The organism is Paenibacillus aurantius (genome assembly GCF_032268605.1).
GTDB classification, from domain to species: Bacteria; Bacillota; Bacilli; order Paenibacillales; family NBRC-103111; genus Paenibacillus_AO; species Paenibacillus_AO aurantius.
Window position 1 is genome coordinate 1411611 of sequence record NZ_CP130318.1, and the last position, 23449, is coordinate 1435059.

At 58.8% G+C, this 23449-nt stretch carries 22 protein-coding genes; 15 read left to right on the forward strand and 7 right to left on the reverse strand.

Annotated elements, in window-relative coordinates; translation table 11 throughout:
• Positions 1-110 precede the first annotated feature (110 nt).
• The 3 genes from MJA45_RS06880 to MJA45_RS06890 all read right to left on the reverse strand — a co-directional run bounded on the left by MJA45_RS06880 (position 111) and on the right by MJA45_RS06890 (position 3268).
• A complete protein-coding gene (locus tag MJA45_RS06880) occupies positions 111-1637 on the reverse strand; it encodes a tripartite tricarboxylate transporter permease (RefSeq protein WP_315606531.1) in 1527 nt (508 codons plus the stop codon).
• Positions 1638-1695: 58 nt separating this feature from the next.
• Positions 1696-2151: a tripartite tricarboxylate transporter TctB family protein gene (locus MJA45_RS06885; protein ID WP_315606532.1), complete on the reverse strand. Its 456-nt coding sequence runs from the start codon at positions 2149-2151 to the stop codon at positions 1696-1698.
• Between the two features lie 79 nt (positions 2152-2230).
• Complete coding sequence (locus MJA45_RS06890; RefSeq protein ID WP_315606533.1) at positions 2231-3268, reverse strand: Bug family tripartite tricarboxylate transporter substrate binding protein; 1038 nt, start codon at positions 3266-3268, stop codon at positions 2231-2233.
• Positions 3269-3455: 187 nt separating this feature from the next.
• Here MJA45_RS06890 and MJA45_RS06895 point away from each other — a divergent pair, with 187 nt between their 5' ends.
• Both MJA45_RS06895 and MJA45_RS06900 read left to right on the forward strand, forming a co-directional pair.
• Positions 3456-5057 carry an ATP-binding protein gene (locus MJA45_RS06895; protein ID WP_315606534.1) on the forward strand — a complete coding sequence of 534 codons (1602 nt, stop codon included), beginning with the start codon at positions 3456-3458 and terminating at the stop codon, positions 5055-5057.
• Positions 5054-5761, forward strand: coding sequence for a response regulator (locus tag MJA45_RS06900; RefSeq protein WP_315606535.1), 708 nt, complete (start codon positions 5054-5056; stop codon positions 5759-5761). The genes MJA45_RS06895 and MJA45_RS06900 overlap by 4 nt, the downstream gene beginning before the upstream one ends.
• 100 nt (positions 5762-5861) lie before the next feature.
• On the opposite strand, the gene MJA45_RS06905 is transcribed toward MJA45_RS06900, so the two are convergent.
• Positions 5862-6641: a TIGR01457 family HAD-type hydrolase gene (locus tag MJA45_RS06905; RefSeq protein ID WP_315606536.1), complete on the reverse strand. Its 780-nt coding sequence runs from the start codon at positions 6639-6641 to the stop codon at positions 5862-5864.
• A 199-nt stretch (positions 6642-6840) separates the two neighbouring features.
• Here MJA45_RS06905 and MJA45_RS06910 point away from each other — a divergent pair, with 199 nt between their 5' ends.
• From MJA45_RS06910 to MJA45_RS06935, 6 genes are all read left to right on the forward strand, one after another.
• The gene (locus tag MJA45_RS06910) at positions 6841-7740 is read left to right on the forward strand and encodes an aldo/keto reductase (RefSeq protein ID WP_315606537.1); all 900 of its coding nucleotides are present in this window, start codon (positions 6841-6843) and stop codon (positions 7738-7740) included.
• 341 nt (positions 7741-8081) lie between these two features.
• On the forward strand, positions 8082-8504 hold the full coding sequence (locus tag MJA45_RS06915) for a selenium binding protein (RefSeq protein WP_315606538.1): 423 nt from the start codon (positions 8082-8084) through the stop codon (positions 8502-8504).
• 249 nt (positions 8505-8753) lie between these two features.
• Complete coding sequence (locus tag MJA45_RS06920; protein WP_315606539.1) at positions 8754-9536, forward strand: SDR family NAD(P)-dependent oxidoreductase; 783 nt, start codon at positions 8754-8756, stop codon at positions 9534-9536.
• A gap of 24 nt (positions 9537-9560) precedes the next feature.
• Entirely contained in the window at positions 9561-10136 is a 576-nt protein-coding gene (locus MJA45_RS06925; protein ID WP_315606540.1) for an RNA polymerase sigma factor, read from the forward strand.
• Positions 10133-10924, forward strand: a complete 792-nt coding sequence (locus MJA45_RS06930; protein WP_315606541.1) for a DUF4367 domain-containing protein — start codon at positions 10133-10135, stop codon at positions 10922-10924. The genes MJA45_RS06925 and MJA45_RS06930 overlap by 4 nt, the downstream gene beginning before the upstream one ends.
• 297 nt (positions 10925-11221) lie before the next feature.
• Positions 11222-13576: an FdhF/YdeP family oxidoreductase gene (locus MJA45_RS06935; RefSeq protein ID WP_315606542.1), complete on the forward strand. Its 2355-nt coding sequence runs from the start codon at positions 11222-11224 to the stop codon at positions 13574-13576.
• A gap of 178 nt (positions 13577-13754) precedes the next feature.
• Here MJA45_RS06935 and MJA45_RS06940 read toward each other — a convergent pair whose 3' ends face one another.
• On the reverse strand, positions 13755-14318 hold the full coding sequence (locus tag MJA45_RS06940) for a hypothetical protein (RefSeq protein WP_315606543.1): 564 nt from the start codon (positions 14316-14318) through the stop codon (positions 13755-13757).
• Positions 14319-14561: 243 nt separating this feature from the next.
• On the opposite strand from MJA45_RS06940, the gene MJA45_RS06945 reads away from it, so the two are divergent.
• From MJA45_RS06945 to MJA45_RS06970, 6 genes are all read left to right on the forward strand, one after another.
• Complete coding sequence (locus MJA45_RS06945; RefSeq protein WP_315606544.1) at positions 14562-15419, forward strand: MBL fold metallo-hydrolase; 858 nt, start codon at positions 14562-14564, stop codon at positions 15417-15419.
• Between the two features lie 102 nt (positions 15420-15521).
• Positions 15522-17075, forward strand: coding sequence for a DEAD/DEAH box helicase (locus tag MJA45_RS06950; RefSeq protein WP_315606545.1), 1554 nt, complete (start codon positions 15522-15524; stop codon positions 17073-17075).
• 1 nt (position 17076) lies between these two features.
• Complete coding sequence (locus MJA45_RS06955) at positions 17077-17634, forward strand: hypothetical protein (protein WP_315606546.1); 558 nt, start codon at positions 17077-17079, stop codon at positions 17632-17634.
• 19 nt (positions 17635-17653) lie between these two features.
• Complete coding sequence (locus MJA45_RS06960; protein WP_315606547.1) at positions 17654-19084, forward strand: hypothetical protein; 1431 nt, start codon at positions 17654-17656, stop codon at positions 19082-19084.
• A gap of 123 nt (positions 19085-19207) precedes the next feature.
• Positions 19208-19603, forward strand: a complete 396-nt coding sequence (locus tag MJA45_RS06965) for a GntR family transcriptional regulator (RefSeq protein ID WP_315606548.1) — start codon at positions 19208-19210, stop codon at positions 19601-19603.
• Positions 19603-20697, forward strand: coding sequence for a DUF1648 domain-containing protein (locus tag MJA45_RS06970; protein WP_315606549.1), 1095 nt, complete (start codon positions 19603-19605; stop codon positions 20695-20697). The genes MJA45_RS06965 and MJA45_RS06970 overlap by 1 nt, the downstream gene beginning before the upstream one ends.
• Before the next feature lie 59 nt (positions 20698-20756).
• On the opposite strand, the gene MJA45_RS06975 is transcribed toward MJA45_RS06970, so the two are convergent.
• Positions 20757-20969, reverse strand: a complete 213-nt coding sequence (locus MJA45_RS06975; protein WP_315606550.1) for a hypothetical protein — start codon at positions 20967-20969, stop codon at positions 20757-20759.
• A 195-nt stretch (positions 20970-21164) separates the two neighbouring features.
• On the reverse strand, positions 21165-22142 hold the full coding sequence (locus tag MJA45_RS06980) for a helix-turn-helix transcriptional regulator (RefSeq protein WP_315606551.1): 978 nt from the start codon (positions 22140-22142) through the stop codon (positions 21165-21167).
• Between the two features lie 132 nt (positions 22143-22274).
• Between MJA45_RS06980 and MJA45_RS06985 the strand changes: the two genes are divergently transcribed.
• Entirely contained in the window at positions 22275-23192 is a 918-nt protein-coding gene (locus tag MJA45_RS06985; protein ID WP_315607950.1) for a M15 family metallopeptidase, read from the forward strand.
• Positions 23193-23449 lie beyond the last annotated feature (257 nt).

Below are 23449 nucleotides of genomic sequence, written 5' to 3' on the forward strand. Positions count from 1 at the left end.
GGAAACGCTCGAAACGGGAAAAAGCCGCCCGCCGGCCGATGAACAGGATCCTTTTGGGGATCCCCGTTCTCTGCAGCCGGGGCGGCTTTGTTGAGTGTAACTCCCGAAGCTCAGCCCTCCTCGCTGACGAGCACCTTCCGTCCCCGCAGCTTCAAGAGCAGCGGAATGACGATCCAGAGAACGGCGCCGATCAGGAAGACGGCGGAGAGCGGCTTCTCGAGGAAGATCGAGAAATCCCCGTTCGAGGTGGTCAGGGCCCGCCTCATGTTGTTCTCGATCATGGGCCCGAGCACCAGGCCGAGCACAAGCGGAGCGAGCGGGAAGTCGTGCCGGGACAGGTAGTAGCCGGCGAGCCCGCAGCCCATGAGCAGCATGAGGTCGAAGGTGTTCGCCTGCACGGCGTAGACACCGAAGACCGAGATGGCGATAATGATCGGAAGCAGGTATTTCGCCGGCGTCTCGATGATCTTGGCGAACACCTTGACGAGCGGCATGTTCAGCACGAGCAGCATCAGGTTGCCGATGAACATGCTGGCGATGAGTCCCCAGGCAACCTGGGGATGCTCGTCGAAGAGCAGAGGGCCCGGCTGGATGTTGTACATGATCAAGGCTCCCATGAGGATGGCCGTGGTGCCGGAGCCGGGGATGCCGAGCGTCAGAAGCGGGATCATGGCCCCGCCCGAAGCGGCGTTGTTGGCCGACTCCGGTGCCGCCACTCCTTCAATAGCTCCCGTGCCGAACTTGGCCGGGTTCTTGCTGATCTTCTTCTCCATGATGTAGCTGAAGAAGGAGGCGAGGGTCGCTCCGGCACCGGGAAGGATGCCGATGAAGAAGCCGAGCACCGAACCGCGGGCGATCGGGCCGGCGCTGTCTTTCAGATCCTGGCGGGTGGGCAGAATGCGACCGACCTTGGTGACCTCGCCGCTCGCGTAATCCCGCTCGAGAATCGTCTTGAACACCTCGCCGAGAGCGAAAAGGCCGACGGCGACGGTGAGAAATTCCAGACCGGAATAGAGCACGGGTTGGTCATAGGTGAACCGGGCCACCCCGGACACGCTGTCCATTCCGATGGTGGCGAGGAGCAGGCCGAAGACGGTCATGATAAGCGCCTTCGTCATCGATTTGCCGGCCAGGCCGCTTACGGCGGCCAAGCCTAGCAGCATGAGCGAGAAGTAGTCGGCCGGCCCGAACCGGATGGCGGCGTCCGACAGCGGTCCGGCGAGGAAGACCAGCGCCACAAGGGAGAACACTCCGGCGGCGAACGAGCCGATGGCGGCAATGGAGAGGGCGGCTCCCGCCCGTCCCTGACGCGCCATCTGGTAGCCATCGAGCGTGGTGACGACGGACGACGATTCGCCCGGTGTGTTGAGCAGGATCGAGGTGGTCGAGCCGCCGTACATGGCGCCATAATAGACGCCCGCAAGCAGGATGATCGAGCTCGTGGCGGCTTCCTCCGGGCTGAGTCCGCCGGTCATGCTGGCGGTGACGGGGATGAGGAGCGCGACTCCGCTCATGGGACCGATGCCGGGGAGCACCCCGACCGCCGTTCCGATCAGCACGCCCACGAAGGCGAAGAGAAGATTTTGCCACTGAAGGGCTGTAGCAAAGCCGTTGGCGAGAAAGTCCAGTACGCCCATAGGGGCACCTCCTTATAGAGCTTTAATCCGGGCCAGAGGGCCGTGTACCGGCCGGGCTTTACGAGAACCAGGCGGGAAAGCCGGGCAGGGAGCCCTCGAGCAGCACGACGAACACGTAGTAAACGGCGGCCGAGAAGAGGGCGGAGACCGCAAGGGACATCAGCCGTTTGCCGGGCTCGATTACCTGGAATCCGACGTACAGGAACAAAGTCGTTCCGATGACGTAGCCGATGTCCTCCAGGAAGAAGGCATAGAGAACGGCGGTCCCCAGAATGATTCCGAATCGCTTGTAGTCGAGAGACGGTTTGCCCGCACCATCCGGGCGGCTGCGGAAGACCTCATAGAACAGCCTCAGGCTGAGGAGCATCATCAGAATGCCGAGCCCCATAGGAAAAATATCCGGCCCCACGCTGCTTCCATAGGAGGTAGCGCTGATCTTGCGGCTCTCCCATACGAAGGCCGCGCCGACCAGGAAGAACGCCAGGCTGGCATAACGGTCAAAGGTTTGGTTCATGCGAAAGTGCCTCCTTTCAAGGCTGGAAAAAGAAAGAGAAGAGAGGGCTCTCTTCTCCAGGAATGGAACCTCTTCCGGCTTACTTCGCCATGTTCAGCGCGGTAAGCAGGTCTTTGACGAGCTTCTCCTGCTCGCCCAGGAACTTGGTGAAGTCAGCGGAGTTGCGATAGTCGCTTTCCCAGGTGTTGGCCTGAAGCTCCTTCTTCCATTCCTCCTTCTCCGTCATCGCCTTCAGGGTCTTCTCCCAGAAGGCCAGCTCCTCCTTGCTCATGTCCTTCGGCCCGAATACCCCTCGCCAGATGTTGAATTCGGTGTCCATCCCAAGCTCCTTTAAGGTCGGGACGTCCTTGAAGGTTCCCTTCAGCCGCTCGCTCGAGGTTACGGCGAGCACCTTGACCTTGCCGGATTTCAGATAAGGCTCGAGGGAGGAAGCGTCCGTTCCGATGGCCGTGGCGTTGTTCCCGAGGAGAGCCGCTACGGCTTCGCCCCCGCCGTCATAGGAGACGTACTTGACGCTTTTCGGGTCGATCCCGGATTTGAAGGCCGGCAGAATGGAGACGAGATGGTCCATGGATCCAGGTGAGGAGCCCCCGGCCATGGTTATTTTGCTCGGGTCCGCCTTCAGGTCGGCGATAAGGGCCTTCAAATCCGAATACTTGGAGTCGGCCTTGACGGCGATGGCCCCGTAGTCCTTCGTCAGCTGGGCAAGCGGAGTCGTGTCCTTATAGCCGTAGGGGCTGCTTCCTTCCTTCTTCAGGTTGTTGATGAGGATGGGAGGGGAGCTGACCATCAGCGTATAAGGGTTCTTCTTCTCCTTGGTGGCGAACTCCGCCATATAGACCGTTCCGCCGCCGCCCGGCTTGTTCTCGACGGTCATCGTCTGGCTGACCAGCTTCGTCTCCGAGAGGATTTTCGTCAAGGAACGGGCCGTTTTGTCCCAGCCTCCGCCGGCGCCGGACGGAGCGACTACCGTGATCGGCTTGGTCGGGTAGGAGGAGCCTTTCTCCTTGGAACCGCTTTCGGTTCCCTGCGCCGTTTTGGAGCTGCCGCAGGCCGTCAGGCTGACCGCCATAAGAACGGCGAACGCCCCGGTCGTCCATCTTGCTTTCTTTTGCATGCTTATGTCCTCCCCTATATTATTTTGTGATAGCGCTTTCGTAAGAGGAGAGTACCATGCCCCGTTTTGGTTTGAATAGCTTATGGGGATAAGTTGGATACTGGCTATATTGGTCATTTTGTTCATAAAAAGTATGAGTGTTTGCGCTTTCTCTGCTATACAATGAAGGCAAAAGAGGAGGGAAGCCGTGAAGCTCAAGCTGCAAACCAAACTCATTCTTCTGATCGGCTCGCTGCTGTCGCTGGTCATCGTGGTTCTTGCCTTCTCATTTCAGCGCATGTGGACCACCTCCCATAAGGAGCAAATCGGCGCAACCGCGCTGAACATAGCCAAAACGGTGGCGGCCATGCCGGACATCCGCCGGGCCTTTCAGGACCCGGACCCCGCCCGCCTGATCAATCCTCTGGTTGAGCCGATCCGGGTGGAGACCGGGGCGGAATTCATTGTCGTCGGCAACCGGCAGGGCATCCGTTACTCCCATCCCGATCCGGACCGGATCGGCAAGGATATGGTGGGGGGCGACAACGGGCCGGTGTTCGAGGGCCGGTCCATTACCTCCGAGGCCAAAGGCTCGCTGGGGCTGTCCCTCCGCGGCAAGACGCCGGTGCTGGACGATAACGGAAACGTGATCGGCGTGGTGTCCGTCGGCTTTCTGCTGGAGGACATTAACGAGCAAGCCGTGCATTACCGCAATACGGTTCTCCTGATCGCCTTCCTCACCCTGCTCGGAGGGACGGGAGGGGCGATTCTTATCGCCCGAGGGGTCAAGAAGAGCATTCTGGGGCTCGAACCGGAGGAGATCGGACATCTGTACCAGGAGAAGAAAGCCATTCTGGAATCGATCCGGGAAGGGATTCTCGCGGTTAACCGGACGGGGACCATAACGCTCGCCAACCAGACGGCGCTTCAGCTCCTGGGGGTTCCGGAGAACGGAACGGTGACCGGACGCTACATTCTGGACGTGCTTCCGTCTTCCCGCCTTGTTGAGGTGATCGCCTCGGGTCAGGCGGAATTCGACCAGGAGATGATCCTGGGCGATGAGGTGGTCGTCGTTAACCGGCTCCCGGTGCTTGACGAGGACCACCGGGTGATCGGGGCGGTCTCCAGCTTCCGGACGAAGTCGGAGCTGTACCGGCTGAACGAGGAGCTCGCCCAGGTCAAGCTCTATGCGGGAGGGCTGAGGGCCCAGACGCATGAGTATTCCAACAAGCTGTACATGATCTCCGGGTTGATCCAGCTTGGTCTGTACCAGGAGGCGATTGATCTCATCACACGCGAAACGGACGTGCATCAGAACTTTATCGGTTTCATCATGGAAGAGATTCCAAGCCGGCTTCTCGGGGGGCTGCTCGTAGGCAAGTTCAACCGGGCGAACGAGCTCAAGGTCGAGCTGGTCGTGGACCCGGAAAGCACCTTCAAGGATATCCCCTCCTCCGTCAACCGGTTCAACCTGGTCACCATTCTTGGCAATCTCATCGACAATGCGATGGAGGCGGTGCTGGAGCAGGAGGAAGGCAGACGGCGGGTGACCGTTTTCCTTACGGATCTTGGGGAGGACCTCATCGTGGAAGTGGAGGATACCGGAAAAGGAGTTCCCGAGGAAGCAGGCGAGCGGATTTTTGTATCCGGCTTCTCGACCAAGGAGGGGGGAAACCGCGGACTTGGCCTCGCCCTCGTGAAGCAGGCGGCCGAGCAGCTGAACGGGTACGTGACGTACGCTTCGGGCGAGCAGGGAGGGACGGTGTTTACGGTGGTCGTCCCCAAACAGGGAAGGAGGAAAGGGCCATGATTCAAGTGCTGATCGTGGAGGATGACGTGCGCATTGCCGAGATCAACCGGCGCTTCCTGGAGAAGGTTCCCGGCTTTCAGGTGGTCGGCATCGCCACGGACGGGAAGCAGGCGAGGGAGCATCTGGAGGTGTTTGAGCCGGATCTCGTTCTTCTTGATTTGTATTTTCCCGATATGAACGGACTTGACCTGCTTTCCTACATCCAAAGCAGCTACCGGAGGACCGATGTCATCATCATTACGGCGGCCAAGGAGATTGAAACGGTTAGGGAAGCGATCCGCGGGGGAGTCTGCGACTTTATCATCAAACCGGTCATCTTCGAGCGCTTTCAGGAAAAAATGCTTCAGTACCACCGTTACCGCAGCAAGCTGAACGCCTTGGAGGAGAGCAGCGGCCAGGTCGGGCAGCAGGAGGTGGATGAGCTTCTGCGCGGAGCCGTTTCCAGCCGTGGCCGGGAAGGGGCGGGCGCTTATCTCCCGAAAGGAATCGACCGGCTGACGATGGAGAAGGTCTCGGCCTTTATCCGGGAGATGGAGGAGAGTGTGACGGCCGAGGAGGTGGGCCGGCGTATGGGCGTGAGCCGCTCCACCGCGCGGCGATACCTGGAATATTTCGTCTCGAAGGGAGAGCTGGAGGCCGATCTGGCTTATGGGACGGTGGGCCGCCCCGAACGGGTATACCGCAGCCGGATGCGGGAAGGGTAGCTTTCCTGCGGGCGGAGGTCTTTTTCGAAGGAGGAGCAGGGGAACGCAGAAAACGGGTCAACCGCGGGGACTTGGTCCCCGCCGGTTGACCCGTTTTCCTTTATCCGAGCAGTCGCAGCAGCTCTTCCAGATGAAGAGCCGTCACGTCCGGCCGGATGCCGAGTGTCTCGATCTGCCCGCGGTAGTTGGCGGGAGTCGCCACGCCGGTCAGCACGAGCGCCGTCCGGCAGCCGGCCGCGGCTCCCCCGCCGATGTCCGTGCGGAGGTTGTCCCCGACGACCCAGATGTCGTCCGCCGCCAGCCCGAGCCGCTCGATCGCGTACCGCATGATGACCGGCGACGGCTTGCCGATGACGACCGGCTCGACCCCGGCCGCGGCGGCAAGCGAGGCCCCGAGCGCTCCGGCTCCGGGCGTCAGGCCGCGCTCGGTCGGCAGCAGCAGATCGGGGTTCGTCTGCACATACGAAGCCCCGTTCAGCAGATGCCGCAGCGCGGCCTCCAGCTTGGCGTAGGAGAACGCCCGGTCGATGCCCTGCACGACGTAATCGGGCGCCTCCTCCGTCAGCTGAAGCCCGGCCCCGGCGAGCGCCTGCTCCAGGCCCGCCTCGCCGATGAAGGCGACGCGCGCTCCGGGCTTGCGGTCGGCGACATAGCGGGCGGCGGCCTGGGAGGAGGTGAAGATCTCCTCCTCCCTCGCCTCTACCCCGGCGATGTCCCGCAGGTGGGCGGCCACCTCGGCCGGCACCCGGGAAGAGTTGTTCGTGACGAAGAGAAAGGGAAGGCTTCTTCTCCTCAGCTCCCCGATAAATTCCTTAGCATGCTCAATGGGCTGGGTGCCCGCATACATCGTTCCATCCAAATCGATAAGAAACCCCGGCATTTCCGTAACCCCCGTTGGCCAATGTCTGTTTCGTCAAACACGTGAAGGCGTCCGTCAAGCTTCGCTGCAGGACGCCGGCTTTCGACTCTATCCTATCAAAATCGCGGGGCAAACCCAACCCCGTTCGCATTTCCCACCCCAGAGGAGTACAATGTAACCGTACCCAAAATCCCACCTAAACGAGAGGATGATCATCGGTATGGAGAGAAGAAGATTCGGACAGACGGATATGGATGTCAGCATTCTTGGCTTTGGCGGTGCCGAAATCGGCTTTGCCGGCGCCTCTCCCGAAACGGTGGACAAGCTGCTCGGAAGCGCTCTGGATGCCGGGCTGAACGTCATCGATACGGCGGAATGCTACAACACGAGTGAAGAATTAATCGGAAAGACGATCTCGAAACGGAGGGGCGACTATTACCTCTTCACCAAATGCGGACATGCTTCCGGCTTTGACCGCCCCGACTGGGATCCAGCCATGCTCGCCGAAAGCATCGACCGCAGCCTGAAGCGCCTCAACACCGACTACGTCGATCTGATTCATCTGCACAGCTGCTCGGAGGACATTCTCCGTCAAGGGGACGTCATCGACGTGCTGAAGCGCGCGAAGGAAGCGGGCAAAACGCGCTACATCGGCTACAGCGGCGAGAATGAAGCGGCCCTGTTCGCCGTCCAAACGGGAGCGTTCGATTCGCTTCAAACCTCCATCAACATTGCGGACCAGAGAGGGATCGATCGGATCCTTCCGGAGGCCCGGGAACGGGGGATGGGGGTCATCGCCAAACGTCCCATCGCGAACGCGGCCTGGAAGACCGGCACCGAACCGCCCTCGGAGAAGTACCATCAGGTCTATTGGGAACGCCTGCGCGAGCTCAATTATGACTTCCTTACCCGCGGTTTGGAGGAATCGGTGGGGATCGCCCTGCGCTTCACCCTTTCGCTTCCGGGCGTTCACACGGCGATCGTCGGCACGAACAATCCCGGGCGCTGGGGGCAGAACGCCGAGCTGCTGGTTCCAGGGAAGCTCTCGGATGACCAGATGGAGGAAATCCGCCTCCGCTGGAAGGAGAAGGCGGGAGACGATTGGGTCGGCCAGGTGTAAGGTGATAATCAAAGCCTGTAATTAGCCGTAACCTTCATTATAACTAGCTTTAATTACCTATGAATTTGCCTTAAGTTTTTTTTGAACCGGAAGCTTGCCCTTAGGGTAAGCTTTTTTATTTGACGGATTGTAAGATGAAATGCGACAGCTAATAAAGAAAGACCCAAATGTCTGAATTAGAAGTAAGCATAAGAAATTTTTCTGGATGAGGTGTCTCCCTTAGCTTGACAAACCGTCTAAAAAACATCAAAATTACAGGTAAATTATTCCTTTTACCTGAGTTTTCTAGGATTACATTAATAATCTACAGGGATTCGATGTAATTCCAGAGAGGGGACAATATGTACGAAGATTACAGTAGACAGTCACTTCCACCTAAAAAGTATCGTGAGTTGTTAGGGAGTGCAATTTGTGTGTTTAACTCTAATAATGCATTTATCATCGAGAACATACTAAGAAGTGATGATGACAAAAAGTACAATTGGTATGAATTGATTGATAAAGTTTCTGGTAAACTAACTGAACCGATAAAAGAAACAATAACAAAAAAATCAGGGGAAGAAATAGCTTCTCTATTTGATGAGGTTTTCAAAATGAGAAACAGAATTATTCATAGCTTTCAAGTTACTCATAACGATGAACAAATTTTAGCGACCAAATATAAAGATGGACAACAAATAATTGTTACAGAGGAATACTTATATGAATTTATTAAGAAGAACGAGCAATTAAGTGATTTACTTGAAGAATTTAGACAACGATAACTTTTTGATCACGGAATATGAAGGGCTTATAGCCTGCTGACAAAGTCCCGCTTCCTTTAGGAGCAGGGCTTTTTGCGCGTTCTTATCATCGCCGCCTCCGCATTCTTTCCACCCCCCGTATACTTGTCAGGGCCCAATCAGGTATAATGAAAAAGGAAAACAAAGGCAGGAGAAAGCCGGTCCGGCTTTTTCGGCTTTTTTATATTCAGGACCGATAAGGTGCAAAGCCGGCTTCAGGAGGACATTGCGATGAAGACATCGTTTACCAATAAAATCATATGGATTACTGGGGCGTCCAGCGGAATAGGCGCCCTGATGGCCCGCCGTCTGTCGGAGCTTGGCGCCGAGCTCATCCTGACGGCCCGTTCGGAGGATAAGCTCCGGGAGATCGCGGCAAGCCTGCCCGGTCCATCCGTTGCGATTCCGATGGATGTGGCCTCGGAGGAACAGGTCAACCGTACGGCGGAGCAGATTCTGGCCCGGTACGGAAGGATCGATATCCTGATCAACAATGCCGGCTACGGAGTCTTTGAACGGGTGGAGGATGCTTCTCTCGACACCATCGAAGACATGATGAACGTCAATTACTTCGGAACCGTCCGCTGCATCAAGGCGGTGCTGCCGTCCATGCGGCAGGCCGGAAGCGGGCATATCGTGAACATCGCCTCCATGGCGGGCAAGATCGGCTCCGCCAAGTCGAGCGGTTACTCCGCGAGCAAGCATGCCGTTCTGGGCTTCACGAACTGTCTCCGCCAGGAGCTTGCCGGCACGGGAATCGGCCTCACGGCCGTTAACCCGGGACCCATTGACACCCCTTTCTTCGACCGGGCGGACCCATCGGGAACCTATGTCAACAATGTCCGCTGGTTTATGCTTAAGCCGGAGAAGGTGGCGGAAGCCGTGATAGCGGGAATCGAACGGGAGAAGGCGGAGGTCAACCTCCCTTTTACCGCCAATGCGGGCGTAAAGCTGTATCAGCTGTTTCCCCGGCTCTTGGACCGGGTGGCCATCCGGATGCTGAGCAAGAAATGATGCTGCCGATTCGTGGAGGTACCCATGCCTAATCATCTTGTCCTTCTTTTTACCTCAAATTATTACAGCCTTCCCCGCAGCCTGCAGCAGAGCATTTATTACGAGTTCTACCAAATGGTCTATCCCCTTATTTATTTCATTCTCAAGGACCACGGAACGGCGGAGGATATTGTTCAGGAAGCGTTTCTCCGCGCCATCCGCAAGGCCGACCAGCTGAAGGATGTGGACAAGCTGGAGGGCTGGATCAAGACGCTGGCCCGCAACGTAACCCTCAACCATCTTAGGAAATTTTCGCGAAACCGTGAGGAATTGGACGCTGAAGATGTCTTTCAACATAGAGACCCCTCCCTTCCGAATGCAACGCTTCCGGTGGAGGAGGAGGTGGAGCTTCGTCTGATGAGGCAGTCGATCGCCCGTTACCTGGATGAACTGAAGCCCGACTACCGTCAGATGATCGAGATGCGCTGGATTCAGAACCTTTCCTATAAGGAAATGGCCGCCGCCCTGAATGTGACAGAAGGAACGGTCCGGCAGAAGCTTTACCGGGCGAGGGAGGCCATCCGGCACCGATTCCATGAAGAATGGGGAACAAGAGAATGAAGAATTCGGATCAGGAACAGTTTGACGAGCTGTGGAAGAAGGCGTTGGAGGAAAGCTACCGGATTGAAGTGCCGGATCCGTCGGCCTCCTGGGCGAAGGTTTCCCTTCAGCTCGAGAAAGAGCGGAGGAAGAGGCTTGGCAAACGCCGGATAGCCATGGTGGCCGTGACCGCGGCTTCTCTGCTGATCGGGGGAACGGTATTCAGTGTCCCGATGGAGACCAATGCCTATAATCCCATTACCAAAATGCTGAATAATTTAAAAGGCGATCTGGTTACGTTCTTTAACGGGGTGGATGAGAAGAATACCTCCGGGGCGAAGACGGATTCTCCTCCGGCCGAATTTGAAGGGCAGCATGGAGGGGAGAAGGAGCAGAAAGACAAGCGCCCGGTGGACCCCGTTAACGGGATGCTCAGCCTGAGTGAAGCGGAGAAGGGGCTGTCGTTTCCGCTGGCCAAGCCTGCGTATCTTCCTGACGGCTACTCGTTTGCTTTTGCCATTCCCTATGAATCCAACGGAACGACCTTCGAAGGGGTCAACCTCATCTACAAGAACGGGGATAAGCCGATCCTCCAGATCACCGAACGGACGCTGGCTACCTTTAACCAGTTCTCCCAGAAGTTTACGGACCACGTGACCGATATTGAAATTAACGGAAACCCGGGCAAGCTCATGATCACAAGGGAAAGTCGGGTGCAAGTTCTGCTCAGGAAGCCCTCTTCCTTTATTTATATCATGAGCGAGCTGCCGAAGGAGGAGGTTGTCCGCATCCTGGAAAGCGCCAAATAAAAGCTCTCCTGACCTCCCCAAGGAAGGCGGGCGAGCATCAACCGAAGGAGGTAGACTTGACGACCAAGCAAGCAGGAAGTCCCTGGCACAGGCCGGGGACTTTTGCTATACTGGGCAGTGAATCTGATAACGCTTACAGACGGTCCCTTGCTGGGAAGGGTTGTCGGTCGGGTCCTGTTCTCTTCGCACAAACAGAGGCAGTTTGTCCCGACGTGCCGCATGCCGCAGACGATGAATTCCAGCCGGAATCGTTCTCGAGGGCTTTTTTTTGCTTCTGTAAGAAAAAGGGGGAAGGTTATGGGCCAAACCAAGCACACGGGCCGGATCCGGCTGCCCGCCAGGCCCGATCCCAGATTGTGGGTAAGCCGGGTGCCGTTCGGTCTCGGCCGGATCAAGCCGCACCACATCCGGGATACGATGAAGGTGGTCTGGGAGAACCGGGACAGCCTGCCGTATGCCTACCGCATTCTGACGCAGGGCGTATGCGACGGCTGTGCGCTCGGGGTGTCCGGTCTGTATGACCAGACGCTTACGGGACCGCACGTCTGCACGACGCGGCTTAATGTCCTGCGGCTGAATACGATGCCGGCGATCAAGCCGGAGCAGCTTCACGCGGACATCGCCGAGCTCCGGAAGCTGGACAGCACGGCGCTGCGCAAGCTGGGCCGGCTGCCTTATCCGCTGCTGCGGCAGAAGGGAGATCGCTCGTTCCGCCGGATCTCCTGGGACGAGGCACTGGACCGGATAGCCGCCAAGATCCGCAGCATCGATCCGAAGCAGCTCGCGTTCTATTTGACCGCACGGGGCATCACGAATGAAGTCTATTATGCCGCCGCGAAGGCGGCCCGGTTTATCGGGACGAACAACATCGACAACGCCTCGCGCATCTGCCATTCCCCGTCGAAGACCGCGCTTAAGCGCTCGGTGGGCATCGGCGCCTCCTCCTGCAGCTACAAGGACTGGATCGGGACGGACGTCCTGGTGTTCTGGGGAAGCGTGGCGGCCAACAACCAGCCGGTCTCGACGAAGTACATGTATGCCGCCAAACGGCGGGGCACGAAGATCCTCGTCATCAACCCCTACCGCGAGCCGGCGATGGAGGGCTATTGGATCCCTTCCATCGCCGAGTCGGCTCTCTTCGGAACGAAGCTCGCCGATGATTTCTACCAGGTGAACATCGGTGGGGACATCGCTTTCATGCACGGGGTGATGAAGCATTGGTTCGACATGGAGGAGGAGCGGCCGGGCTCGGCCATTGACCATGCTTATGTCCGTGAGCATGTCAACGGCTACGAGGAGCTCCGGGAGCATGTAACGGGCCAGCGGTGGGAGCTCTTGGAGGAATCGTCCGGGCTGTCCCGGGAGCGCATGCGGGAGTTCGCCCGGCTGCTGGCCGGAGCCCGTTCCGGCGTGTTCGTCTGGAGCATGGGCCTGACCCAGCACCGGTTCGGGACCGACAACATCTCGCAGGTGGCCAATCTGGCGCTGCTGCGCGGATTTCTCGGCCGCGAGCACTGCGGCCTGATGCCCATCCGCGGGCACAGCGGAGTCCAGGGCTCGGGCGAGATGGGTGCGGACCCGTTCTCCCTGCCGGGGGGCGAGTTCAAGGAAGAGGACATCACGCGGATGGAGAGCGTCTGGGGCTTCCCTATCCCCCGCTGGCAGGGCGACATCGTCGGGGTGTCGCTGGAGAACGCCCGGCTTCCCGACGACCATGAACGCCGGCTGAAGGTGTTCTACACGTCAGGAGGCAATTTCCTCGAGACGATGCCCGATCCGGACTTCGTTCGCACCTGTCTGGAGAACGTGGAGCTCCGGGTGCACCAGGACATCGTGCTGAACACCTCGACGCTGGTGGACGCCCGGGAGGAAGTGATCGTGCTGCCGGCCATGACCCGCTACGAGCAGCCGGGAGGGGGAACGTCCACCTCCACCGAGCGGATGGTTTATTATTCACCGGAGATCGAGGGCCCGCGTGCCGGGGAAGCCCGCGCCGAGTGGCTCATCTACGGGGAGCTCGCGGCCCGGGTGAAGCCGGAAGGGGACCGGCTGGCGGCGTTCCGGGAGGCGGCGGCCGTGCGCGAGGAAATCGCGAGGGCGGCCCCAGCTTACGACGGCATCCAGCACCTTCAAGGGAAGGGAGACGTGTTCCAGTGGGGCGGGGCCTGGCTGTGCGAGGGCGGGGTGTGCCCGACCCCGGACGGCCGCGGCCGCCTGATCCCCGTCGAGCTCCCGGAGCTGCGCAAGCCGGAGGGCAGGTTCTTCGCCACGACGCGCCGGGGGAAGCAGTTCAACTCCATGGTGTTCGGGGAGAAGGATCCCTTCAACGGGGCGGACCGGTACGATATTCTGATGAATCCCCAAGACGCGGCCGCCCTTTCCATAGAGGAGGGAAACGCCGTCGTCGTCTACAACCGCAACGGGCTGATGCACGCCCGGATGAAGACGGCGGACATCGCCCCCGGCAATGTCGAGCTGTTCTGGCCGGAGGGCAATGTTCTCTTTCGCAAAGGCGTTTATGAGCCCGAAGCAGGCATTCCCGAATACAACACGGACGTGGTCGTAGAGAAGGCGGAAACCTATCACGCGTTGAAGGATACCCGGTATGTGGAGAAGAGGATGGAAGAGCTGGAGCTCGATAGTCCGGGGTAAGGCAGACCGGAAGAGGAATAGGGCTTATTAGTCCGGGGTTCGGCAAACGGGAGGAAAAAAGGGATTACCAGAGGAGTGCCTTGTCGGCCGCGGCAGATCATCCGCTCTTCAAAGAAGGATGAAAAAGGGCGGTGCTCCCGGGCCGGACAGATCCGGACCCAGGGCACCGCCTCAAGCATTAGTTGACGAGATAATAGCTGCCCACGGTCGTGCCGTTCTCGGTTACGCCGTTATGAGCGACGGAATGATACCCGATGACGCGGTAGTAGTAGCCTCTAGGCTGGACGGTATCGGTTCCTTCTCCGATAAAGGGAGAATCGAAGCGGACCCAGAACGGGGAATACGCCACGTCAACCCAACTCGAGCCAGTCCAGCGCTGAACCGTAAGGGAGATGCTGATGGAATCAACGATGACGGAGGCATAGGTGGAGCCGCTGTAGTGAATGTTGCCGTTGCCCGGGGACCCGATGGTCACATTGCCGGTGGCGAGATACTGATGGTTAGGGTCAAAGTCGCTGCCCATCGACTGCATGTTCCCCGAGGAGTCCGTACCGGAGGTCGCAGAGCCGGTCGTCGTGCCGGGGAAGTACCGGGTAACGCTGTCGGAGATTGGGGGTGGAGAGGTCTTGGCCCCATGCTCCTTAGGAGCGGCGGAGGCGGTCGCGGCGCTCATCAGGATAGTCAGTATGAGGCCGATCATGATGAAGGGGAGTTTCCGAATACGGTAGTTCTTTGGATACATGGGTATCCCTCCTTAAGATAGTTGTGCGCTCGCACATTATAAAGGACACCATAACTTGGGTTTTTGTTACAGGAAAAAAGTAACTTTTTTTTGGACCTGCCGTTTTGCTGATATTTGTCGAAGGTAGGCGGTTGGGACCGGATTTTTCATCCAGCCTTTTCGGGGGTAAACTTTGAATAGTCCAGTGACCGGTTAATTTGTAATAGCAAGAATAAACTTTAATAGAAGGAAGGGGAACCCAACATGAGCCAGACGGGAAAAGGATCCCGAACGGGAAGAGCTTTGATTGAACAGATCAACCGCACGGAGGTTCCGGCGGACGGCATCGCCATGTGGCATCTCGGCCAGGAGGGAATGGCCGTCAAGCGCGGAGGCCGTATTCTCTATTTCGATCCGTTTCTTTCGGCCGAGCTTGGAGGAGACATGAGAAGAAACTTCCCGCCTCCGTTGAAGCCGGAGGAGGTGACGAATGCGGATTACGTGCTGATTTCGCATGATCATCTGGACCATCTGGATCCCTATACGTTGAACGGAATCGGCAAAAGCTCTCCGAACGCCCGCTTCATCTGCCCGGCCCCTCATACCGCGAGGCTGACCGAGATCGGCATCTCGGAAGACCGGATCATCGCGGCCAAGGTAACGGAGGCGATCGAGCTCGAAGGCATTCGCATTCAGCCCGTCGCCTGCAAGCACGAGGAGTATTTCACGGATGAGTCCGGCCATCACGGCTTTCTGGGCTACATCCTCGATATGGACGGGCTTGTTTTCTACCATGCGGGAGACGGGCTCGCCGTCCCGGAGCTCGTGGAGGAGCTGAAGAAGCATCCGATCGAGATAGCCTGTCTGCCGATCAACGGGCATGATTTTAAGCGATTCGGCCAGAACCTGATGGGCAATATGACCTTCCGCGAGGCGGCGGACCTGGCCGACGCGGTGGGGGCGGAGCTCGTCATTCCGATGCATTACGACCTCTTCGCGGCCAATACGGAGAATCCCGCTTACTTCGTCGATTATCTTCACCGGGCGTATCCTTTTCAGCGGTTCAAAATGTTCGTCCCCGGGGAAAGAATGCTCTATTTGTCCGAGCGTCTCCCCCGCTAAAAGCCCGGAAGCCTTCCGCCCGCGGATTTGTCGAAAGTTGTGTTTTGTCTGCAGGAAAGCGATAATAAACTACACGACAGATTCATGGAAAAGAGGACGATCATGGCTACCGATTTTGAAGCATTGCCCATAGAGGAAAGACTGATTTCCAACCTGAAGGAGAGAGGGATCTCCGCTCCTACCGATATCCAGGCCCGGGCGATTCCGGTCATTGCGGCGGGAAAGGACGTCATCGCCCAATCCCAGACGGGAACGGGCAAGACCCTTGCCTATCTGCTGCCCGTTCTCCAGAAGCTCGACGCTTCGGCCCGACATGTACAAGCGGTGGTGCTCGTGCCCACGCGGGAGCTCGGGATGCAGATCCTGCAGGAAATCGAGAAGCTGATCGAAGGGACGGAGCTCACGGCGCAGCCTCTTATCGGAGGGGCGGCTCTCGCCCGCCAGGTCGACAGGCTTAGGCAGAAGCCTTCGATCGTCGTGGGAACGCCGGGAAGGATCATGGAGCTGATCAAGCTCCGCAAGCTCACCATGCACTATGTGCGGACCATTGTGGTCGACGAGGTGGATCAGATGTTTGATCTGGGCTCCGCTAAGGAAGTGGAGTCCATCCTCGGAAGCGCGCTGCGGGACCGTCAAATTCTGTTCTTCTCCGCTACGGTGACCGAAGCGATCCGCCGGACGGCCGGGCGTTGGATGAACGAGCCGGAGGAGATCGACGTCAAGCCGGAGCAGCGGACGGCCGAGACGCTGGAGCATCTGTATTTCGTCACGGAGCCCCGCGACAAGATCGACATGCTCCGCCGGCTCGTCCGGCATTACAACCCGCGCTCGGCGATTGTGTTTATTAATGAAACGGAAGGCGTGGCCGAGGTGCTGGCCAAAATCCGCTACGTTGGCTTAACCATCGAGGGACTGTACGGAGACGCGGGCAAACAGGACCGCGCCCGGGTGATGAACGGCTTCCGGGAGGGCCGGTTCCAGCTGCTGCTCGCCACGGATGTAGCCGCCAGGGGGCTCGACATTCCCGAGGTGACCCATGTCATCAACCTGGACCTGCCGATGGACGCGGACCATTACGTTCACCGCGCCGGGCGGACCGGCCGCATGGGCCGCCAAGGAACCGTCCTCTCGCTGGCGGCGAACCGGGAGCGGTCCCTGATCGAGAAGTTCGCCAAGACGCTCGGCATCCCCATCGAAGAGAAGGAGATGTACAGCGGCGAGGTGGTAAGCCCGGAGGAGAACCGCAGCGTCCGGGCGGGCCGCCAGCGCGTGGAGAAGGCAGGCGCCGGCGAAAGCGTCCGGACCAACGGTGCGGCCGGGACGGGCGCCGCTTCCTCCGGCAAAACCGCGGAGGCGGGCGCCGAACGGCGTGAGCGTCCGGCCTTCGGGGCCGGAGGGCTTCCGGAGCGCCCCGGTGCGGGTGGCGGCCGCGGGAGCAGCGGAGCCGGCGTACAGCCGGCCGCGGGCGGCGGGCGCCTGAGCTCGAAGGACTGGCGCTCCGTGGCTGCCGGCGGGACGGAGGAGCGGCAGGCTCTCCAGCCGGAGGCACGCAAGCCGGCGGGGGCCGGGAAGGGGCGGGAACGCGACCGGGAGCGCGACCGCAAGAACAAGGGCGCGCCCAAGTGGCTGAAGGACAAGCCGGCGAAGGACCGCTAGCATGAAGCGGCTCCTTCTCGTTTTGCTTGTTCTTGTGCTGGCCGCGGCCGGTCTTGCCGCCGCGGCGGTCTGGTATGTCAGGCCAGCCGAAAGCCTGGATTTGGCTTACCGGGAAGTCGATTTTAACAGCAAATTCAAGGACCTCATCCGCAATCGGCAGTTTGCCGTGGAAATCACCGACAGCGAGCTGGAGAACCTGCTTAAGAAGCGGCTCAGCGAGAACCCTAATCTGGCTCCAGGGGTAACGGTGACGGGAGCGAGGCTCGAGCGGGACAAGGACATCGTCAACATCCATGTCAATCTGCTTTACCGCGGCAAGGTCAGAGCGGGGCTCGTTCTCCGCTATGACCTGAGCTGGCAATCCCCCAACCTGACGGCCGTGTTCCGGGGCGCTTCGGTGCGAGGGTTCACGATTCCCGAAGGGTGGCTTAATCCGGGGGATTTTAAGATTGGAGTGAATGAGCAGCTCCCTTCCGCCCTTGGGGTTAGGGAGATCGTGTTCGGGGACCGGGCCGTGACGGTTTGGCTGAAGCTCCGGAATCCTCTGTCTTCAGAGTGATAAAAAAGGGGGGATAAGGATGGAGAAGGTTCAGATCCGCAGCAAGAAGCTGAATGCGGCCCTGTTTCAATTCGTCTTTCCTTTCTCGACCAAGCCGGACAGCCAGAAGGCTTTCAAGCTCCAGCTGGGGGAAGACGGATACCGGCCCTTTCGCTTAAGCGATATGGACCAGCAGGACCTTTATTACGGGGAGAAGTACCGGGTTTCCCACCGCACCATGGAACGGTACTATCTTCCCTTTACCGCGAATGTGCTTTTTCCCCATGAAGAGGATGCGGAGTCGTTCCAACGCTATTCGAAGTCGCTTGATCTGCATTGTCTGCTCAAAACGAAGTTCGTCAATATCCCTTTCCGCATTCTGTCGGCGGATGTGATTCTCTGCCCTTTCGACCTGGGGTTTATTACGGTCCGGACCGAGATGACCGATTCTAGTGTGGACTTCACCGAAGCGCTGGAGTTTGCGAACCGGTTCCGGGTGCTCCAGGATATCGATGAGCAGGACGATATGACCTTCGTGGTGCATGAGGACAAAGAGTATGAAGAGGTTGAGGAGTTCATTTTCAAGATTGTGGCGGCAAGCATTCTGCCGTTTCTCGATACCTCGCAGATGGAAGGCGCTTATTTCGAGACGATGCCTTTCTTTGTGGATGAGCGGATGTACGTCCAATCCTTCTACGGTTTCGAGGAAGGGGAGGAGATTCATAAGGAGGATCTGTACCGGGCGGCCCGCATTGATGGAATGACGGAGAAGGGGGACCCTTACCTCAGCGCCAGCAGTCCGGATTATATCGAATGGTACTGCCGGGACCATACGTACAACCGCTGGGCTCCTAATACGTTTTACGTAACCGACGAGAACTCGTTCAGCTGCCTGACGAACCTTCCGAAGGACAGGGCCGTGGGGATGGCCAACCAGATGTACGGGGAGTATTATTACGGGCTTCTGCTGAACCTCTTCCACAAAATCGTGCTGCTCAAGCTGTCGAACCGCTATTCCCAGGTACGGGTGGAGAAGAACAAAGAAGAGATCGAGGACCTGATCGGTTCGATCACCATGTTCTCAGCCAAATATTTCTTCCTCGAGCTCGTTACGCAGTCGCAGGGAAGGGAGATCTTCATCCGGCTGCGGGACCGGTTCGGCAACAGCGAGCTCTACCAGGATGTCAAGGAAACGCTGAACGACCTGTTCCAGTATATGGAGGAATTCTCCACGCGGCGGTCCAATTACCTGCTGATGATTCTCACCGTCTATACGGTCATCAGTGGAATTTACGGCATGAACCAGGTCATCGAGGACCTAAAGGGGAAGATCGACTGGAGCAAGCTTCTCGAGTATTCGGTGTTTGAATACATCGCGCTTGTGGTGGCCTTCTCGGGCATTATCGTCAGCTTCGGCTTGAGCATCAATGTGATCTACAAGTGGACCCGGGACAAGTGGAGAAGAGGCTAAACCTGTAGGAGTCTCCATGGCCATTCCCAAAGAAAGCTTCGCCTAGCGGCGGGGCTTTCTTTATTGACTCTATGATCTAACTGTTATATTCTATATATAACAGTTAGAAGCGGTGGTGAGGACATGATCATCCGGCTCGATTTACAATCGGAGCTTCCGATCTATACGCAGCTCGTGCATCAGATTATCGAAGGCATAGCCGACGGACGGTTGGCTCCCGGAGAGCCGCTGCCTTCGGTCCGCAGCCTGGCCGCCGATATTGGAATCAATCTTCATACGGTGAACAAAGCCTATTCGATTCTGAAGGCGGAGGGGTTCATTCAGGTTCACCGGCAGAAGGGCGTTGTCGTCCAGCCCGGCCCGATGCCCGGCCTAACGGAAGAATTCCGCAGCCGGCTGAAGGACCAGCTTCGTCCCCTCGCGGCCGAAGCGGTTAGCCGGGGGATGGAAGAGGAGGAATTCTTCCGGCTGGTCCGGGAAACCTTCGGGGCTTTGACACGGAATAAGGGGGAAGGCTGATGGACGGAATTTATTTCTATGGGATGCTGGCCGTGGTATGGGTGATAACTGTGGGCATATCGGCCCTGGTTCCCTATCTGTCCCGAAGACCGGTCTCTTTCGGAGTTGCTCTTCCGCCTGAGCGGTATGGGGACGAGGAGGTCCGCCGGCAGCGTCTGCGCTATATGGGGCAGTCTGTTCTGGCTGGCATTTTGCTTGGAATAGGGGCGGGGATCCTGTCGGCCTGGGTAGACCGGGACGGCGCGGCTCTCTGGCATGCGGCGCTGCTCCTCGTCTATTCGGCGGTCACTCTGCTTCTCTTCCTGCAGGCACGAAGCCGGCTGAAGCGGCTTAAGGAGGAACGGGACTGGACGGTTCCCACCGCTCGGTATGTGGCCGTCGATACGGCGTTTCACCGGCAGCGCTCCACCCCGGGGTGGGGCTGGTATGTGCTGCCCCTGTTGATTCTTGCCGCGAGCGCCGGAACCGCCGCCTGGTACTACCCTACCCTTCCCGATGTCCTGAATGTTCACTACAACGGGGCGGGGGAAGTGGACCGGACGGCGCCGAAATCCATCGGTCTTATCTTTACACCGAGCCTTATTTCGCTCCTTGTCACGGGGCTTCTCGCCGTAGCGGGGGGAGCCGTCACCCGGAGTAAGCAGGAGCTGAACCCCTCGGACCCGGAAGGGTCCCGGGAAAGAAGCCTGGCTTACCGGAGAGCCGGTTCGCTCTTCCTCCTGATGCTGGCCGTGCCGGTCAATCTGCTGTTCGGACTCATTCAGCTCGGGCTGGCCGGCCTCCTCGGGGTGCGTGTTGTGGAGGCGGGAGCCATCGGCCTGACTCTGCTCATCCTCGCCGTTTCCATCCTGTACGCCGTTCGAATGAGCAAGCTCAATCTCCGGGAGCCGGGCTTCCTGTTGAAGGATGACGATTCTCACTGGAAGGGCGGCTTGTTCTACTATAACCCGGACGATGCGGCGATTCTGGTCGAGAAGCGGGTCGGCCTGGGCTGGACCTTGAATTACGCCCATACGATCAGCTGGCTTCTTACCCTCGCTCCTTTTCTGCTGACCGCCATTATCGTCGCGACAGCAGTGTTCGCGGGCGGATAAGAGGCAGGCCTGACGGGAACCGGGACCGAAGACAAGAAAGAGGAGAGAAGCCGCCGGCTTCACTCCTCTTTCGTCTTCTTGTTTTCTTTCTTGCGACGGTCCGCCAAAGTCAGGCCGACGGCCCGGCCCAGGCCCACGAGCAGGAACAGCGCTACGATAACGACGATCGAATAGGTCATGATCTGGGCGAGCACCGGATGGCTGACCGGGTTGGTGTCTTCCGCCATAAGGAACATGCGGCTTCCTCCCTGGTAAGTGACTGCTCCTATCATAGCAGATGGAGGAGCGGTTGCCCAACCTGGCGGACCCCCTGGGTAATGGCCGCGGGCTGCGGGGAGGGCTGGCAGGAGGAGACGGCACAAGCGGCGCCGGGGTTAGTGCCTTATCCGCAAATGAAGTTCTGCTTCCTTATGGATTAGCGTGCGCCTGCTGAGGCTTCTTCACCAACAAAGTTGCCGGATAAGGCACTAGAGCGGTTCTTCCGTCCGGTAATGGGCGGCCAGCTCCTCCGCCAGGGCCAGCTGCTTCTCCCGCAGCCTGGCCGGCTCGACGACCCGGATAGAAGTCCCGAAGGACAGGAGGACATACGGCAGGTACCGAAGAATGGACGACGCTTCCACGCGGAAGCGGAGCTCCTCCGCCGAGCATTCCTCCAGTGCGGGCGCGATCAGGTGGTGGCGGCTCAGGTCGGTTAGAGCCTGGGCCTGTCCCCGCACCCGGATCAGGATGCGTTCGCTTCCGTCGTCCTCCTCCGGCATCAAGCTCTTCATCAGAAAGGTTCTGGCCGAGAAGTTCTCCGGCCTCCGGAAGGTTTCCTCCGTGCGGAGCAGGCATCGGACACGGTCGGCGCGGAAGCTGCGAATCTCGCTGCGGAGGTGGCAGTAGGCCACGATATACCACCTGCCCTTCCAGTAGACGAGTCCATAGGGATCAATCAAGCGTGTCGTAGGAGAAGACTCTCCGAAGCCCTTGTGGTACTCTAGTTGGAGGGAGAGGCCGTCGGCCGCACCTGTTTCCAGCTCCTGAAGGACGCCGGCGAGAGCGGCATTCGGAAGGGAAGGAATCACCTCAAGCCCTTCCTCGTGCCGGGATATCCGGCTCTTCTGCTCCGGGTTCGTGTAACGTCTCAGCTTATCGACCGCGCGATCGAGCGCTTCCCCGAACGGATAACCGGCCTCGCCGGCGAACTTGGCGGCATGGATCAAAGCCTTCTGTTCCTCCAGGTCGAAGAACAGGGGCGCCGCCGTGAAGGACTGCAGCAGGCTGTAGCCCCCGTTATGGCCGGGGTCGGATAGAATGGGCACTCCGCTTGCACAGAGGGCGTCGATATACCGGTAGACGGTCCGGATATGAATCTCCAGCTCTTCGGCGATGCGCTGAGCGGTCACGCGTTGGCCGGTCTTAAGCATCCAGAGAATCGCAAGCATATTATCCGCTTTGGACATGGGAGGGAATTTCCTTTCCTTCTTCTTAACCGTGTGGGTATAATTTTAGGGGGATTCCCGGAAACATTCAATGGCCTCATTCCGTCTAGAGCTACATAACAGAAGAATTTATCAGGAGGATTTCAAATCATGATGACACATTCCCGCAAAATACAAGCTTTCCTGCTGGCGGCTGGGCTTACCGCCGTGCTCGCCGGCTGTGAGAAGGATGCTGCCGGTCCGGCTCCGACGGCCTCCGCCTCGGCGTCGGCGAATCCGAGCGGTTCGCCGCAGGTCTCGCCTTCCCCCGCGCCGGCTTCCTCAACGTCCACACCCGGTTCTTCCGCCCCGGCTTCTCCGGCTGGCGAAACCAAACCTTCGGCTTCGCCAACGGCCGGGCCAACCGCTTCCCCGACCGGCAAGCCTACGGCAAAGCCCACGGACAAACCGTCCGACAAGCCGGCACCGGAAGGAACCGTCACGGCGAAGCCGGACTCCATTGCCGTGCTCATCAACAAGCAGAGCTCGCTGCCTGACGGTTACCGGCCTCCCGATCTCGTGGAGCCGAACGTTCCTTTCATCTTTAAGGAGAAGAACGAGAAGCGGCTGATGCGCAAGGAGGCGGCCGGGGCGCTCGAGAAGCTTTTTGCCGGGGCCCGCAAGGACGGGGTGCTTCTGGGGGGTGTCTCGGGTTTCCGCTCCTATGAGACCCAGACGGTCCTCTTCAACAATTACGTGAAGCAGCACGGGGAAGCGGAGGCCCGCAAATTCAGCGCGTTCCCCGGCCAGAGCGAGCACCAGACGGGGCTCTCGATCGACGTCTCGGGCAGCACCGGGAAGTGCGCCGCGGAAGACTGCTTCGGCGGCACCAAGGAAGCCGATTGGCTGGCGGCCCATGCCCAGGACTACGGCTTCATCATCCGTTACCCGAAAGGAAAAGAGGCCATCACCGGCTACCAGTACGAGCCTTGGCACATCCGGTACGTGGGCACGACCATTGCCCGGGAAATCACCGCGAAGGGCATAACGCTGGAAGAATATTACGGAGCGGCGGTTCCGGTAACCAAATAACGCGCGCTCCACTAGGAGACGATGCCTGAGACTGTTTAGCAGACAGCCTCAGGTTTTTTATATGGAAAAAAATTCATGGAGGGGAGAAGGAAACCGTCTGAATTTGTCGAATACGTAGGAAAAAGGGCTTTGAAATAGGTCCTTAAGACTATACGTGCCTATCTACAGCTTGGTTTTGCGAATGGACTGGACCCCCTGTTCCTTCCACGACACCGTAAGACCGGAACCCGCACAAAAAGGCACCAGGGAGACAGAAG